The 14,697-nt window shown below is 60.9% G+C and carries 16 protein-coding genes; 10 read left to right on the forward strand and 6 right to left on the reverse strand.

Features of this window, described 5'->3' with window-relative positions; all coding sequences use genetic code 11:
- Positions 1-142: 142 nt before the first annotated feature.
- On the reverse strand, positions 143-301 hold the full coding sequence (locus ACP0KA_RS20445; RefSeq protein WP_424630552.1) for a hypothetical protein: 159 nt from the start codon (positions 299-301) through the stop codon (positions 143-145).
- Positions 302-580: 279 nt separating this feature from the next.
- On the opposite strand from ACP0KA_RS20445, the gene ACP0KA_RS20450 reads away from it, so the two are divergent.
- The 3 genes from ACP0KA_RS20450 to ACP0KA_RS20460 all read left to right on the forward strand — a co-directional run bounded on the left by ACP0KA_RS20450 (position 581) and on the right by ACP0KA_RS20460 (position 6,055).
- Positions 581-1,675: a DNA topoisomerase IB gene (locus tag ACP0KA_RS20450; RefSeq protein WP_424630553.1), complete on the forward strand. Its 1,095-nt coding sequence runs from the start codon at positions 581-583 to the stop codon at positions 1,673-1,675.
- Positions 1,676-1,775: 100 nt separating this feature from the next.
- Positions 1,776-2,273 (forward strand): ferritin-like domain-containing protein, encoded by a 498-nt coding sequence (locus ACP0KA_RS20455; protein ID WP_424630554.1) that lies wholly within the window; start codon positions 1,776-1,778, stop codon positions 2,271-2,273.
- Positions 2,274-2,779: 506 nt separating this feature from the next.
- A complete protein-coding gene (locus ACP0KA_RS20460; protein WP_424630555.1) occupies positions 2,780-6,055 on the forward strand; it encodes an autotransporter domain-containing protein in 3,276 nt (1,091 codons plus the stop codon).
- Between the two features lie 8 nt (positions 6,056-6,063).
- On the opposite strand, the gene ACP0KA_RS20465 is transcribed toward ACP0KA_RS20460, so the two are convergent.
- Positions 6,064-7,242 carry a YihY/virulence factor BrkB family protein gene (locus ACP0KA_RS20465; RefSeq protein ID WP_424630556.1) on the reverse strand — a complete coding sequence of 393 codons (1,179 nt, stop codon included), beginning with the start codon at positions 7,240-7,242 and terminating at the stop codon, positions 6,064-6,066.
- Positions 7,242-7,754 (reverse strand): hypothetical protein, encoded by a 513-nt coding sequence (locus tag ACP0KA_RS20470; RefSeq protein WP_424630557.1) that lies wholly within the window; start codon positions 7,752-7,754, stop codon positions 7,242-7,244. The genes ACP0KA_RS20465 and ACP0KA_RS20470 overlap by 1 nt, the downstream gene beginning before the upstream one ends.
- Before the next feature lie 290 nt (positions 7,755-8,044).
- Between ACP0KA_RS20470 and ACP0KA_RS20475 the strand changes: the two genes are divergently transcribed.
- The 3 genes from ACP0KA_RS20475 (at position 8,045) to ACP0KA_RS20485 (ending at position 9,820) form a co-directional block, all read left to right on the forward strand.
- Positions 8,045-8,233, forward strand: a complete 189-nt coding sequence (locus ACP0KA_RS20475; RefSeq protein ID WP_424630558.1) for a DUF3606 domain-containing protein — start codon at positions 8,045-8,047, stop codon at positions 8,231-8,233.
- Between the two features lie 290 nt (positions 8,234-8,523).
- Positions 8,524-8,925, forward strand: a complete 402-nt coding sequence (locus ACP0KA_RS20480; protein ID WP_424630559.1) for an EF-hand domain-containing protein — start codon at positions 8,524-8,526, stop codon at positions 8,923-8,925.
- A 601-nt stretch (positions 8,926-9,526) separates the two neighbouring features.
- Positions 9,527-9,820 (forward strand): hypothetical protein, encoded by a 294-nt coding sequence (locus ACP0KA_RS20485; protein WP_424630560.1) that lies wholly within the window; start codon positions 9,527-9,529, stop codon positions 9,818-9,820.
- A gap of 93 nt (positions 9,821-9,913) precedes the next feature.
- On the opposite strand, the gene ACP0KA_RS20490 is transcribed toward ACP0KA_RS20485, so the two are convergent.
- The 3 genes from ACP0KA_RS20490 to ACP0KA_RS20500 form a co-directional block, all read right to left on the reverse strand.
- Positions 9,914-10,192 (reverse strand): hypothetical protein, encoded by a 279-nt coding sequence (locus ACP0KA_RS20490; RefSeq protein ID WP_424630561.1) that lies wholly within the window; start codon positions 10,190-10,192, stop codon positions 9,914-9,916.
- Positions 10,193-10,670: 478 nt separating this feature from the next.
- The gene (locus tag ACP0KA_RS20495; RefSeq protein WP_424631673.1) at positions 10,671-11,054 is read right to left on the reverse strand and encodes a cupin domain-containing protein; all 384 of its coding nucleotides are present in this window, start codon (positions 11,052-11,054) and stop codon (positions 10,671-10,673) included.
- Between the two features lie 107 nt (positions 11,055-11,161).
- A complete protein-coding gene (locus ACP0KA_RS20500; RefSeq protein WP_424630562.1) occupies positions 11,162-11,824 on the reverse strand; it encodes a VOC family protein in 663 nt (220 codons plus the stop codon).
- Positions 11,825-12,247: 423 nt separating this feature from the next.
- On the opposite strand from ACP0KA_RS20500, the gene ACP0KA_RS20505 reads away from it, so the two are divergent.
- From ACP0KA_RS20505 to ACP0KA_RS20520, 4 genes are all read left to right on the forward strand, one after another.
- Positions 12,248-12,676 (forward strand): CBS domain-containing protein, encoded by a 429-nt coding sequence (locus ACP0KA_RS20505; protein ID WP_424630563.1) that lies wholly within the window; start codon positions 12,248-12,250, stop codon positions 12,674-12,676.
- Positions 12,677-12,747: 71 nt separating this feature from the next.
- Positions 12,748-13,242 (forward strand): ferritin-like domain-containing protein, encoded by a 495-nt coding sequence (locus ACP0KA_RS20510; protein WP_424630564.1) that lies wholly within the window; start codon positions 12,748-12,750, stop codon positions 13,240-13,242.
- A 252-nt stretch (positions 13,243-13,494) separates the two neighbouring features.
- Positions 13,495-13,890 carry a hypothetical protein gene (locus ACP0KA_RS20515; RefSeq protein WP_424630565.1) on the forward strand — a complete coding sequence of 132 codons (396 nt, stop codon included), beginning with the start codon at positions 13,495-13,497 and terminating at the stop codon, positions 13,888-13,890.
- 519 nt (positions 13,891-14,409) lie between these two features.
- Positions 14,410-14,592, forward strand: a complete 183-nt coding sequence (locus tag ACP0KA_RS20520; RefSeq protein ID WP_424630566.1) for a hypothetical protein — start codon at positions 14,410-14,412, stop codon at positions 14,590-14,592.
- Positions 14,593-14,697: the final 105 nt, after the last annotated feature.

A 14,697-nucleotide genomic window follows, 5' to 3' on the forward strand; every position in this document is an offset into this window, starting at 1 on the left:
AATTGATTTTTCATGGCGCACCTCCGCTTGCTGGGGGCGGGAGCGACGGCCGCACCGAACGGCCACGAGCCCGCTGGACACGCAAATTCTTGCAGGGGTTGATTTTGAAGTCGAGTGGAAAAATTTCGGACGGACACGGGAACTATCGGAGCAGATTGCGCGCGAGCCACCATCGCGCTTGCGGCGCCATCTCATCTGCCGATGCCGCCAGCTCTTGTCGCTGCCGCTCTTCGAGCTGTTCGACCTGTGCCCCGCAAATCAGGATCAAGCCAGCTAGCGTCAGAAGACAAAACTCAAGCATCGCTGGCACTCCCAATGTCATTTCGCGCGGGATGCTAGGTCTCGGTCAGATCGTGCACAACACGCGCTGAAAAGATTTCCCGTCCTATGTTGGGACGCTTGAAAAATCATCGAAAACTTGAACGAACTCGAAAATTGAATGCAAGAACGAATGTAAGAACCGAATGCATCACCGTGCCACGCAGCCCGTGCGTGTTCAAGTCACTGAATTATCTCGCCTGAGGGGCGAAGGAACCAAGATGGCTTCTCCTCGCTTGTCATTGGCAGAGGTCAAAACACCATGGACGGGCAGTCATTCCGCGCGCAAGCGCATGAAATTGCAGAGAGCGACGCCCGCGAGGTCGTGTATCCGGCCGGCGTCATCAGGCTGGCGAAAAAGCTTGGGCTCACGCTCTGCCATCAGAGCACGCTTTCAATCCGGCGCGTGAAGCGCGGCAGGAGCTTCTCGTTTGTGACCTCGGACGGGCGCGCGATCCGAAAGAAGACCATTGTCGCGCGCTTGAATGCGCTGGCCGTCCCTCCCGCTTACATCGAGGTGCGCTATTCGAGCGATGCCATGACGCATCTGCAGGCGGTCGGCCGCGATGCTGCGGGCCGCTTGCAGTACCGCTATCACCCGGACTGGGAGAAGGTGCGGGAAGCGCGAAAGGCAAGGCGGCTGGCGAAGCTCGTCGATGCCCTGCCGCGGATTCGCCGTGCGGTGGCGCGCCATCTCTCCGGCGACGCGCCGACAAAGGAATTCGCGCTCTCTGCCGTGATCGAGTTGATCGCGCGCACCGCCATTCGGCCGGGAAACGAATCTTACGCACGGATTCACGGCACGCGCGGCGCCACCACCTTGTTGAAGTCCAACGTGTCGATCGAAGACGATTGCATTGTGCTGTCGTTCCGCGGGAAGGGCAACAAATCGGTGCGCAAGGAATGCGACGCAACGCGTCTCGTTCGCGCCATCGATATCCTGAAGGGACTGCCTGGGCGACGCATGTTTCAATATCGCGACGAGGAGGGGCAGGTCCGGCAGGTGAATGCGTCGCAGGTCAATCAGTTCCTGCGGCAGCTCGCCGGGATCAACATCTCGCTGAAGGATTTCCGCACCCTGATGGCATCCGCCGCCGTTCTTGAATCCTTGGCCCGCGTCGTGCCGGCGGAGAGCGCACGCGGGCGTCGGCGTCAGGTGCTCGACGCCGTGCGCGCCGCGGCAGACGAACTCGCCAACACGCCGGCGATCTGTCGGAAGAGCTACGTTCACGAGACCATCGTCTCGGCTTTCGAAGACGGCCTGCTTGAGCGTTTCTCCTCGACGCTGAAAGGGTGCCGGTCACTCGCGCGGCGGGAACAGGTGCTGGCCAAGGTGGTGGCGACGGCGGCGCTCTGACGAGCCCCGCATCAGCGGCCGTCTGCGACAAGTTTTCAGGCACAGGAACACCATCGCGTCTTCGTGATTATGCGAAAGTCCCTTCCAACAGGAGCTTTCCATGACCAAGACAAAGACCCTTCAGGATCTGTTCCACGATACCCTCAAGGACATCTACTTCGCCGAAAAGAAGATCATGAGCGCGCTGCCCAAGATGGCCAAGGCGGCACACAGCGCGGAACTTCGCGCGGCTTTTGAAAAGCACCTCGAGGAAACGGAAGGTCAGGTCGAGCGGCTGGAGGCCGTGTTCGAGGAAATCGAGGCGCGGCCACAGGGCAAGACCTGCGATGCCATCATGGGCATCCTCGACGAGGGCAAGGAGATCATGTCCGAGTACAAGGGCGCGCCCGCGCTCGATGCCGGGCTGCTCGCGGCGGCACAGGCGGTGGAGCACTACGAGATCTCGCGCTACGGCACGCTGATCACCTGGGCCGACGAACTGGGGCTGACCAATGCCAGCAAGCTTTTGAAGGAAACGCTGGCGGAGGAAAAGACCACCGATCAGACGCTGACGAAGCTCGCCAAGACCGCAGTCAACGCCGAGGCGCTGGCGGCGTGACACTCATTGACGAACCCGCCGTCCTGGACGAGGCGGCGGGTTCGTCGATGTGCGATCTTGGAAGGCTTTTTCTAACTCAGTGCCGCGCGGTGGGGTAGAATCGGGGGACACGCGACCCATTAAATAGATAGGAGGGCGCCCGGTCTCGCTCCTGATATCTTCTGAAATTTCCTGATGTCTTTTGATGCTTGTCACAAAGACTCTCACTTAGCGCAAACAAACCCTCTCATTCCGTGCAAACGGAGTGTATCGCCGCCACACTCGTCTGGATTCGTTACAACCGGGCGGTGATAACGCGATCGGGACCGCACTTGGCGTAGCTTGTCGAGTGTCACTCGGCTACCACACACACCGTGGGACCATGTGGATGGGCCTGATTGGAATGAGCCGATGGGGTCAAAGACGACCCATACGGTGAGGCGGTTCGGGGCGGCGCTGTGACGTTTGGAAGTCGGAAGGTCGGGACATTGCACGCCCGGCAGCATGCATTTTCTTTCTCATCCCTCATGAACAGCACGGCGCTGCTGCGCCTCTGCCGCGCCGGGTGCCTGAGCGTTGCGCTGACGAGTGTGCTGCTGGCGATGCCGGCTCTCGCCGATGGCGGCCGCGGCAGCGCCGAGGAGGGGAGTATCGTCGGAGGAACGGATTCGATCACGGGCACCGGCGGGAATGGTGCGCCAGCAGACCTCGGTGATGCCAGTGACGGTGCCAGGTACGGCAACGGCGGCAGCGGTGGCGGTGCGGGCGCGACCGGTGGTCAGGGCGGTACCAATACGCAAGGTGGCACGGCAGCGGGCGGTAGCTCACCGGGAGCTGCAGGTGCGGATGCTTTCGCAAGTGGCGGTGGCGGCGGCGGTGCGCACGGCTGGGTCGACTCCATTCTTCCCGGGATGGCAACGACAGGGGGCAACGGCGGCAGAGGCGGCGATGCCAGCGATATGATCTATCCGTCGTTTGCCGCAGGCGGCGGCGGCGGTGCCGGCGGATATGGCGTGGTCTTTACCGGCTTGGCCGGTACGTTATCGGCTTCGGCCAATGTAACCGGCGGCAACGGCGGCGATGGCGGTGATGCGGAGTTGAACGTCGGAAACGACCGCTCCGGCAGTGGCGGCTCCGGTGGTGTTGGATTGTACGTCGTCGACGCCGCAACATTGATCCTCAATGCGGAGATCAAGGGCGGGCGGGGCGGCGCAGGCGGTACTGCGCTAACGGGATTTGCTTCTGCCATTGGTGGCGCAGGAGGGACAGGCGGCGCAGGCATATCGGCTCAATCCGGCGCGACGCTGACGATCAATGCCGCGGTCATGGGCGGCGCAGGCGGCGCAGGCGGCGCAGCATCTGCTCCGGGCAATTCGCAAAACGCCTTCGCCGGAAATGCTGGTGACGGAGGCGCCGGTGTGCTGGCTCAGTCCGCCACGGTGACGATCAACGCGGCGGTCACCGCCGGTGGTGGCGGCGCAGGCGGTGCGGCTGCAAGCCATCAGGCTGAAGCCCGGGGAGGAACCGGAGGCGCCGGTGCCGCCGGGGTTTCGGCGCAATCCAGCACAGTGACGATCAACGCGGCGGTTACCGGCGGTGATGGCGGCGCAGGCGGTTCGGCTGTAACCGATGATTGGGGTTTAGCCCACGGCGGAGGCGGAGGCGTTGGGGGCGCCGGGGTTTCGGCGCGGTCTGGCACGGTGACGATCAACAGCGTGGTCACCGGCGGTCATGGTGGCGCCGGCGGTTCGGCTTCCGGAGGTTTGAACGGAGGTGGCAACGGCGGCGACGGCGGCGTCGGCATCATCGGCCCGGATATCACCGTCGTCAACAACGGCAGCATCAGCGGCGGATTGGGCGGTGACGGCACCACACGCGCGAATGCGGTGACGTTTACCGGCGGCAACAACGTCTATGAGATGTGGGCGGGTTCAAGCGTTACCGGCAATGTGGTGGGCACCGGCAGCGACACGTTCCAGCTCGGCGGCACGGTGAGCAGCACATTCGATCTCACACAGCTCAACACGAGCCAGTATCAGGGCTTCTCGCATCTGTCGAAGAGCGGCTCGTCGACCTGGACCTTGACCAATAGCAGCGGCTGGACCAGCGATGTCGCGATCAGCGGCGGCACGCTGTTCGTGCAGGACTCGTTGGCGAATGCGTCGCTGATCACCGTGAGCGGCACGGGCACGCTTGCGGGCACCGGTCCCGCGAGCACCGTGCACGTGAATGCAGGCGGCACGTTCGCACCGGGCAACGGCACGCCGGGCAATGGCACACTGGGCTCGTCGATGATGGTGGACAGCCTCGCGATGCAGTCGGGTGCGTTTTATAAAGTGTTCCTCAATCCAACGACATCGAGCTTTGCCAACGTCACCGGCTCGGCGACGCTGAACGGCGCAACCGTCAATGCCAACTTCGCCAGCGGCAGTTACGTCGTCAAGCAGTACACCATTCTGACCGCGGGCAGCATCACCGGCGAGTTCGACGCTGCGGTGATCAACACCAACCTGCCGTCGGGCTTCAAAACCTCCCTGAGCTATGACGTGGCCAAGACCAAAGCCTATCTCGATCTGGCGCTGGACATCATGCCGCCATCGTCGGGCGGGGGGAACAACGGGTTACCCGCCAACCAGAGTAATGTCGGCAACGCCATCACCAATTACGCCAATAGCCACACCGGCATTCCGATGGCGTTCGGTGGCCTGACGCCGCAAGGGCTCACACAAGTCTCCGGCGAAATCGGTGGCAGCGCGCAGGGAACGAGCGCGCAGGCCTCGACGCAGTTCATGAATATCATGAGCGATCCGACCGCGGCAGGTCGCGGCGGCGTGAGCGGTGGTGCTGGTGCGAGCGGCTACGCCGACGAAGCGATGGCCTATGCAGCTAAGCGTTCGAACAATCCGCGCGATGCGTTTGCGTCCTTCACCAAGGCGCCACCGCAGTCCTTTGTTCAGCGCTGGAGCACATGGGCGATGGGCTATGGCGGATCGCAGACCACCGACGGCAATGCAGTTGCTGGCACCAATACGTCGTCGAGCAACATCTATGGTGTTGCGGTTGGCGCGGATTACAATTTCTCGCCGGATACGATCGCAGGCTTTGCTCTGTCGGGCGGCGGCACGAATTACTCCGTTGTCAACGGCGGCACCGGACGCTCGGACATGTTCCAGCTCGGCGCCTTCGTGCGGCACAACATCGGCGCGACGTATCTGACGGCATCTGCGGCTTACGGCTGGCAGGATGTGAAAACGGATCGTTACGTCACGGTGGCGGGCGTCGATCATCTCAAGGCCGAGTTCAACACCAACAGCTACTCCGGCCGCCTTGAAGTCGGTCATCGCTTCCTGCAGCCGTGGTTTGGTGGTCTCGGTGTGTCGCCTTATGCCGCTGTGCAAGTCACCGCATTTGAACTGCCGGCCTATGCCGAACAGGCGGTCACCGGCAACAACACCTTCGCGTTGGCCTACGGCGCGAACACGTCCACAGCAACACGCAGCGAGCTGGGTCTTCGCACCGACAAGTCTTATGCGCTCGATGGCGCAGTGCTCACCCTGCGCGGCCGCGCGGCCTGGGCGCACGACTTCAATCCGAACAGTGCTGTCAGTGCCACCTTCCAGTCGCTGCCCGGTGCTTCGTTCGTCGTGAACGGCGCAGCGCTCGCGCCTGATGCGGCTCTTACAACTGCGTCTGCGGAAGTGAGCTGGATGAACGGCTGGTCGGTGGCCGCGACGTTCGAAGGCGAGTTTTCCGACGTGACGCGCAGCTACGCCGGCAAGGGCGTGGTGCGGTACAATTGGTAAGGTGTGGCTTATGACGAAGGCGCGGGGGCGACCGAATCCGCCGCGACAGCACCGCGGGTGCCGAGCGGCTTTGCGCGGCCTTCGGTGGTGTCGGCCGCTGTCTGATGCTCGATTTCCGAATTGAGCTCGGCGCCGCTCAGAACGATGATCGCCGACATCCACATCCACATCATCAGGCCGATGACCGCGCCGAGCGAACCATAAGTGGCGTTGTAGTTTGCGAAGTTCGACAGGTACCACGACAGCAGCGCAGAGCCTGCGAGCCACAGCACCGCGGCCAGCGTTGCGCCGGGGCTCAGCCATTCCCATCGCGCTTCGGTGCGGCTCGGCCCGAGCCGGTAGAGCACGGCGAGTGCGACAAGCAGGAGCACCACGATCACCGGCCAGCGACTCCATCTGACGATGGCCTCAGTCTGTGCACCAAGACCCAACCGCTCCAACGCGAGCGGAATTGCGACCACCGCGCCGACCATGATGAGCAGCGAGACGATGGCGCCGATGGTGAGCAGCAGCGATGTTGCGTTGAGCCTGAAGAAGCCGCGCTTCTCGCGTTCGTCATAGACCACATTCAGCGCTTCGATCACCGCTTTCATACCTGCGTTCGTACTCCACACTGCAATCGCAAGGCCGATCGCGAACGACACCCCAAGTCGTGATGGCGCCTGCGCCGTCACGCGGCTGATCTGATCCTGCACGATGCTGAAGGTGCCTTCTGGCAGCATTACCGCAAGGCTTTGCAGATTGGCGGAGATCGTCGACGTGTCGGCGAACAGTCCATAACTCGACACCAACGCGGTGATCGCCGGGAAGATCGCGAGCAGTCCATAGAACACCACGCCTGCGGCCGTCGCCAGCAAGCGGTCTTCGTCGATCTGCTGATAGGTCCGGACGAAAATGTCGCGCCAGCCGCGCAGTGGAATCTGCCATGGCCGCGTGGCATGGCGTCCGCGATCGGACGTCGATGATGCGGATTGGGATGACCCGGACGCGCGGGACGCCCGCTCCGGGGAGATCCGTTCGACGTTCAACTGCGCGGCATCGGGCAGCCTCGCAGGGATGACGGCCTTAGCGGGGAGGGCGATGAGGACTGATCCCGCCAGGAAATGGCGATAAGCCGCGGCGAGCGCGAGGATCGACGAGGCTGTCAGGAGCACCTTTCCGGGGAGGCGTGAGCGTTGCCGAACCATCAATCATTCATCCGTGACGATCGGCGCCGCGCCTTGAACAGCCAGCCGGCAAGAACGGCGGCGGCGGACCCTGCAAGCAGCGTTGTCAACGCGTCGGGGCGGCTGGAGGCCCGTACCGAGATGATGCGCGCGGTGCGATCCGCGGTGGCGTTGACGGTTGTTGAGAGTGCGTGCATCTGCTGTTCGCCTTTGGGGAAGGCCGGTGTGCGGCGCTTGAAGGTCATCAATCCCGTGACCACGGCGACGACGCCGACGACGAACAGTAAGCCGAAGACACCGCCATAAGCGTACACCTCGCCATAGTTGAGTTCGAGCCATCGGAACAACGCGGCCAGTGCCACAGCTAATGCGCCGAGAATGGCTATCGCGCCTGCGAAGACGAACGCGGTCCCCAGCGCATATTTCGTCGAAAGGCGACCGAGCCAGCCGCGCACATCCGAACTGTAGGACCCCAGCAGCGCCGCGATGAAGCCGAGCGGTCTGCGTGGTAGAAGGGAAGGTGATCTCGCCATAACGCTTCGCTCTCCGCCGCTGCTCTTGCCGGTCCGCATGTCAGATAAAAACCCGTGTAAGGCCACGTCGTTCCGCCGACCGTGCACGCCGCACCGCGGCTGACGTCTGCTCAGGTTCGGGCCGAGATCTAATCGCGATGTTGTGTGCAAATTGGCGTGTGCGTCAGTCAAGGCTGCGCGGAACGGATAAACCCCATCGTCGTTTTGAATTTCAGATGGATGCACCGCGCGAATGCGGCGGACAGAAAACAAACGAGTGCCGTTTCAACACAGCGTGGAGGATGTCAAGGATGGACAACCGGGACAAGAGGGGCCAACCGGACCGCAGCCGGATCAATCTCAGTGAAGACTACGAGGTGAAGTATTGGACGAAGCACCTCGGCGTCAGCCGGGAGCAGTTGGCGAAAACGGTGGAGAAGGTGGGAAATTCCGCCGCCGCGGTCCGGAAGGAACTCGGTCTCATGGGTACCGCTCATTGAGGGACGTGCAATGAGGGAGGTTCAGGGGCGCGCGGCCTGCGGGCGATTGAAGCCGAGGCTGCGCGCTGCCTTTCTGCCCGCGGCGGATCATGTGTCAGTGATAATCCCGCTCCGTCAAGACCACAGCCGTCATGACCGTCGCAAATCATCCCGCCACACGCCTTGGCCTCGGGAATCGTCAGACCAGCTGTTGTCGTCGATCACAGTTGCGTGGGCCAAAGCCGTGATGGATCAAACTCACGCATGCGGAATTGGTCGAACCGGGGTGCCTGCTTTCTCAGGAGGCTCAAATGTCTACGCGCGTTCTCAAACTCACGATATCCGCTCTCGTTCTGGCGTACGGCGTTGCCGGTGCGACCGCGCAGGACCGAATGACACCGCAAGGCGATGAGCAACACATGCAATTCGATCCGATGGGTCCGGGAGGCCCGCGCACGATGGGACAAGCGGGCACGATGGGCCGCGGCATGGGCGGGCCTATGATGGCGCACGGCATGATGCACGGGAATCCGATGGGAACGCCCTTTACGATGCGTATGATGTTCGCGCTGATGGATGCCGACGGTGATGGGACTATCTCGCTGCAGGAGTTTCAGGCAGCTCATGAACGGATCTTCAAGGCAATGGACGCCAATCGAGATGGCAAGCTGACCCCGGAGGAAATGAAAGCGTTCATCCACGGGAGCAAGTGATTTCTACCGCGGGGATGGCGCCTTGTCGTGTGCCATCCGCTCCCGCAAGCGCCGCTCTGTCCGAAAATACATCGGGCCCAACTTCTGATCCGCGAAGCGGGAATATGACTGGCCACAACGGCTGACCGGTCTGCGGGGCATTCCGATTGATCTCAATCAAGACTGAACCGATCTGCACTGTCAGAGCGTACGATCTCCTCCGCAGGAGGCAACGCTTGACGGGCTATCGCTGCGATTTTTGATCCAGATCAATCCACCAGGACTGGATGCGTCAAGCAATCTCACCACGGGTTCTACCCAGCTTGTATTGTCCTTCAAGAATGGAGCAGGTCGTGTGGGTTCTCATATTTATTTTTTCTTACTCAGTCAGTCCGGCAGCAACAAGCGATAAGGCCGAGTGGAGACTGCTCCCCAGTGTCGTTTTTCAAGAATTCACAACGGAAGAACGATGCGAGGACGCCAAGTCAAAAATTGAGGTCACGCTGAAGCATGCGGGGGACAGGCTGCGAGCCGGTCTCGAGGATCTCAAGAAGACGGGTACCGGTGATCCGGCCCAGATCATCATCGCATACAACGTGGAATGCCTTCCGAAGTGAATATCATGCAGATTGAGCCGCGTTCTGCCGTGTGCAAGCCTTCCGTTCTGTTGTTGGCCGCTTCCGTTGTCCTTTGCAACATCCGCGACGGCAAAGCGGTGCCGTTGACCCCGTTTCGCTACGAAGCCCAGGCGCAACGGCATTGTCCCGGCGATACGGTGGTTTGGCTCGATTTTCAAAAGAGGCGCTATTACCTCAAGGGACAGAGGCGCTATGCGTTGGGTCCTACCGGCAGCTTTGTTTGCAGAAATGAAGCGCGTGGCAGCGGCTATCGCCGCTCGTTGTGGGGCTTGAGATAGCCGTCCGCACGGACGGCGCGCATGCGTCGACAGGCGCAAAAAATAAAACCCCGGCGAACCGGGGTTTTGGTTGTCAGGCCTGCGGGAGCGCCATCATTTCTTCATTGTCTTTCTGCGTTTCGGCGCTTTCTTCGCGGCCTTCTTTTTCATCGTTTTCTTCGAAGCTTTCTTTACAGCCTTCTTCGCTGACTTCTTGGCGGCCTTCTTCTTTCCGGCCTTCTTGGTCTTTTTAGCGGAGGCCTTCTTCGCGGGCATCGCCGACGCGGCGGCTTTCTTCACCCTCTTGGCGGCGCGCTTGGCCACTTTCTTCGTCGCCTCTGCAGCGCCCGACAGCACGTCCGTCACCTGTTCCATGATCGGTTGGTCGTCCATGTCACCCTCCAGTTTCCCAGCCACTTGAGGCTAACCGATTCGCGAAAGCCGCAAAGCGGATTCAACAGTTTTGCAATGGTGTTGGAGGATGTTCGAGCGCAGCCGTGTCTTCTCCACATCGGGGAGGAGGGAGTTTTAAAAAGCCCGGCCGGCGCAATACGAGTTGTCGGCCGGGCTCGAGTTTCCGCCGCCGGTTCCACGAGCAGCAGCGGGTCCCAAAGACACCAACAAAAAACAAAAATATCGACTGTCCCGCCGTTGCCGGGCGGGCTTACGCGACGCGAAAGGACATGCACCTGTTGGAATACGCGATGCTCAGAACAAGGTAGGCCCCGGGCGAACCCGGGTATGGTTAACTGCCACAAGAGCGCGCGCGATGGCGAGTACCGCAAACGAGTTATGGCGACGATACAAAATGTATCGTCCCACGTTTGCTGCAGATTTTAGCAAGCGTTTTCAGTGTTTCACTTCGCGCGCTTCACTTCGCCAGGGTCACAAGCGGCTTGCCCTTTTCCACAACGTAGGTGGCAAGTTCGCTTGCGCGCACGGTGCCGTTGTTCTTCGCCGCATGGACCGTGCCCGCAGGGATGAAGAGCACATCGCCGGCCTTCAGGGTCATCGGCGGCTTGCCTTCGATGTCGTATTCCAGCGTGCCTTCAAGAACGTAGATAATTTCTTCGCCGAAGTGCGTGTGTTTGGGGAAAGCCTTGCCGGGATCGATATCGACACGCACCTGGATCGCCTCGTGCCCCGGCACGCTGAGATCGTGCCGCTGCAGATCAGTGCGTTTGATGCCTTCCTGTTGGGCCTGCGCCGCGGGCAACGTGAACGCGGCTGCGCCGATCACCGCCGCCAGTGTCATGCCGTAGATTTTTGTCACGCGTGCACTGCTCATATCGAACTCCTGAACGTTGGTACTGCTGACTCGTGGAAAGCGTCGTTTGCCGTGTGGCGGCCGCGTGGCCGCATTTAGGTTGGCAGTTCATTGCCGCTTTGCTCGCGGACCATGTACTCGGCGTACCACTCCGGCCAATTGTCGTCGTGCTTGCCGAGCTTCTTCTCGTGCTCGCCATGGGCGGTCGCCGCGCGGCGCAGTGTCGCCGCGAGGTCGGTTGCGGAGGTGAATGTCGTGTCGGCCGCGACGCGCCCGGGCAAGCGGGCAGTGATTTCCTGAAACAACCAGCCGTTGCCGTCCGGATCGCTGAAGGATGCGAACGAGCGATAGCTGCCGCGCTGCGGATCGCGGCCGTTCACGCGCTGGGTGCCGAACAAATAAGCTTCGTCCGTGCCGATGTGCGCGTTGCCCGCATGAAAGGTTTCGCTGACGGTGATGCCGCGATCGATCAATTCTTTTCGTGCCACTTCGATATCGGAGACGATGAGATAGAGCCCTTTCGCGGAGCCGGGTGTGGCGCCGGTGACGTTTTTGCCGAAGATGATCGAGCACCCGGAGCCCGGCGGGGTGAACTGGATCACACGATAATCATCGGGCCCTGCGAAGTCCGCGTCCAGCCGCCAACCAAGACTGCTGTAGAAATCCTTCGCGCGATCGACATCCGACACCGGGATGACGACGATCTCGAACTTCATGTCGACGGTTGAGGCTTTCGGAGTCTTGGTCGCAGGTGCCATGGTTTTCTCCTCGACGGTGCTGAAAACGAGCGCGCGATGTGCGATATCTTCTCAAGATCGATGAACGCAAGGCTGAGCAGCTTGGCGCGAAAAGGCATAAATTCGACGGCACGTGTGGGTCACGTTACTATGAAAAAGCGGAAGGTGCGCCTGCACAAGCGGGTGATGAGTGTGGCCCGATAAATGATGCAGGGCCGGACGCGGCGGGCGGGGCAGGCCGGTGCTGTCGCGGGTCAGCGACGGTATGTTCCGCCAGCCGGATGGTGGCGGACTGCTCACAAAACCTCCCCATCCCGCCGTGGAACGCGCGCGGGCTGATCCGAGTTATCAGCTGCACATCGCCGGTCTTTGCGCACGCCGTGCGACGGTGCGCCGATAAACCCACTGCATCTGGCGCGAGAACGATCCTCAAAGGAGAGTCCCATGAAAGTCGGAAGCTCGATGACGTCGGACGTGAAGATCCTGAGCCCTGACGACACGATCCGGGCGGCAGCCGAAATCATGTCCAATATGGATATCGGCCTGTTGCCTGTGAGTGAGAATGACCGGCTGGTCGGCATGATCTCCGACCGTGATATCGCAGTGCGCGGCGTGGCGGCAGGAAAGGGGCCGAATACGCGGATCGGCGAGGTCATGACCTACGACGTGAAATACTGCTTCGACGATCAGGATATCGATGAGGTTCTGGAAAATATGGCCGATCTTCAGGTCCGCCGTTTGCCGGTGCTGGATCGCGCGAAGCGTCTGATCGGTATCGTCTCGCTGGGCGATCTTGCGCGCCGGGGCAGCATGACGGCGGTGGCGCTGGCCGGCATCTCACGCCCGGGCGGCGAACACACACAGACGCAATGAGGCATGGAGTCCTCAGGGACGAGTCCGAGGGGCGTCCTCGCAGCTTGAGGACGCCCGAACAGGAGTTCGACATGATCGTCGATCATTTCAAGGAAATGTATATCGCTGAACTGCAGGAACTACGCTCAGTGGAAGATCAGTTGACCCGCGCTCTGCCGAAGGTGGCGGACGAGGCGCATCATCCCGCGCTGAAGGAAGCCTTCAAGAAACATCTGGCCGAGACCTGCGCGCAGCTCGATCGTCTCGACCGCATCCTGGCCAAGGAGGGTGTCGAGCCGCGCGAACACGAAGACGAATCGATGTGGGGCATCATCCACGAGGCCGATCGTTGGGCGAAGATGGTCGGCGATGCGGGACTGCGCGATGCCGCTATGATCGCATCCGCGCAACGGGTCGAGCATTACGAGATCGCGGTCTATGGTACGCTCGCGACATGGTCGAAAGGGCTCGGCCGCGAGGATGACTTGAAGGACCTGCTGGAAAGCTTGCAGCAGGAAAAGCACTCGGATGAAGTCTTGAGCGCACTCGCCAAGCAGGTGGTCAACCCGGAGGCATTCAGGGTGTGAAACCTCGAGCGTCTCTCGTCTCATGGTTGATCGATGACCCGCGTCGCGAGTCTCCATGCAGAGCCCGGAAAGCCTTGCCCAACAGGCGGCAAATCTTGCCAGCTAGGTCAGCCAGACAACGTGCAGCTCGGCGGCGCTGAGAACGCCAACTCCCAAAAAGCCAAGCGCTTTCGCGCGTGCACGTTGCATGTAAAGGATGGCACAACGCTTGCACGGCAGCCAGCGGAAGATTGTTTGAGGAGTTGTATGCCTATGATCGGATCGATCTCGCTGTTCGGGACTGGAAACACTTACCAAGGTGTAAACGCCAAGAGCATTGGCAGGACCATCGACAAGAACACTGAAGCGTCCAGCACCTTGACGGAGTCGCAACGGTTCACACAGCGACACGCCGGACTATCCGCGTCGGACTACATTTCCTCCTATCTGGAATTCTCACAACAGAGATCCGCGGAGCTTCTTAAATCCGGTCAGGCCACTGACACATTCTCAGTGCGATTTGAGGGCCGCACGTTCTCGCTCGCAGGCGAGAGGTTGGGCGGCTTGAATGTCCAGGCCGCGACGCTTGCGGACGTGCTCAAGGTGCCGGTTGCTCAAGCGGGAGATGTTCCGCAGGCGCCGAGCTCAAGAGTCGATATGACGGCGTAAGCCCCGGAGCCACGCTGCGTCTCGATATCAATTCAGGGATTGATTGAAAGGGCGCGCGTCGCGAGGGCAGGCAGGGCGTTTGCGACTTAGTAGAAATACCGGCACGCCCTGCGGTCGATGAACGTCGTGCCCAGCGGCGGGCGGAAGATGAAATACCACCAGCCCAACAGGCAGGAGCAGAGTGCGATGGCGGTCATCATGGCTTCTCGTCACAAATCCTTCGGGCGATACATGCTGCGACGCAGCTACAAACACAAGTTGCGTTCGCGTTCTGACTTAAGAGAGATCAAAGCGGATCCTTAAAATTTGAGAGACCGCGTCACATCGTTATCGAACGTCATTATGCGCGATGTTACACAGGTATCCGAGTGAGTGAGAAGTTGTCCTGACGACGAGGGGACTGTCTGAGTGCTGAAGAAGCGAGTCATGAGATCGTTCACGCCTGATCCGATCGCAATACCGTTGTGAAAGCGCTCGTTAAGACGGTGGAACAAATTTGCAACATCCGAGTTGTTGAGGATGACAAATTTATCTCAAAAAGCACCCCTCACTCCCGAACAACGGCGACAACGCGACCGTGAACGCGCAGAAGATGCGACGCGCGCCATGCAGGAGCATCGCGAGGCGGAGAGAGCGTTTTATGCCAATCGAGATCGGCTGAAAGCTGAACGCCTTGCGCGAGAAGCCGAGGTTGAGAGCTAGGCGCGATTCTGCAATACGTGGGACGTTCGCTCTCAAATTGGCGCAGGATGGCGCTACGCCGTTCCGGGAAAATTTTCTGGTACCGAATAGTCACGCCGCGACGTT

Source organism: Bradyrhizobium sp. SYSU BS000235 (assembly GCF_049747295.1).
Classification (GTDB): domain Bacteria; phylum Pseudomonadota; class Alphaproteobacteria; order Rhizobiales; family Xanthobacteraceae; genus Afipia.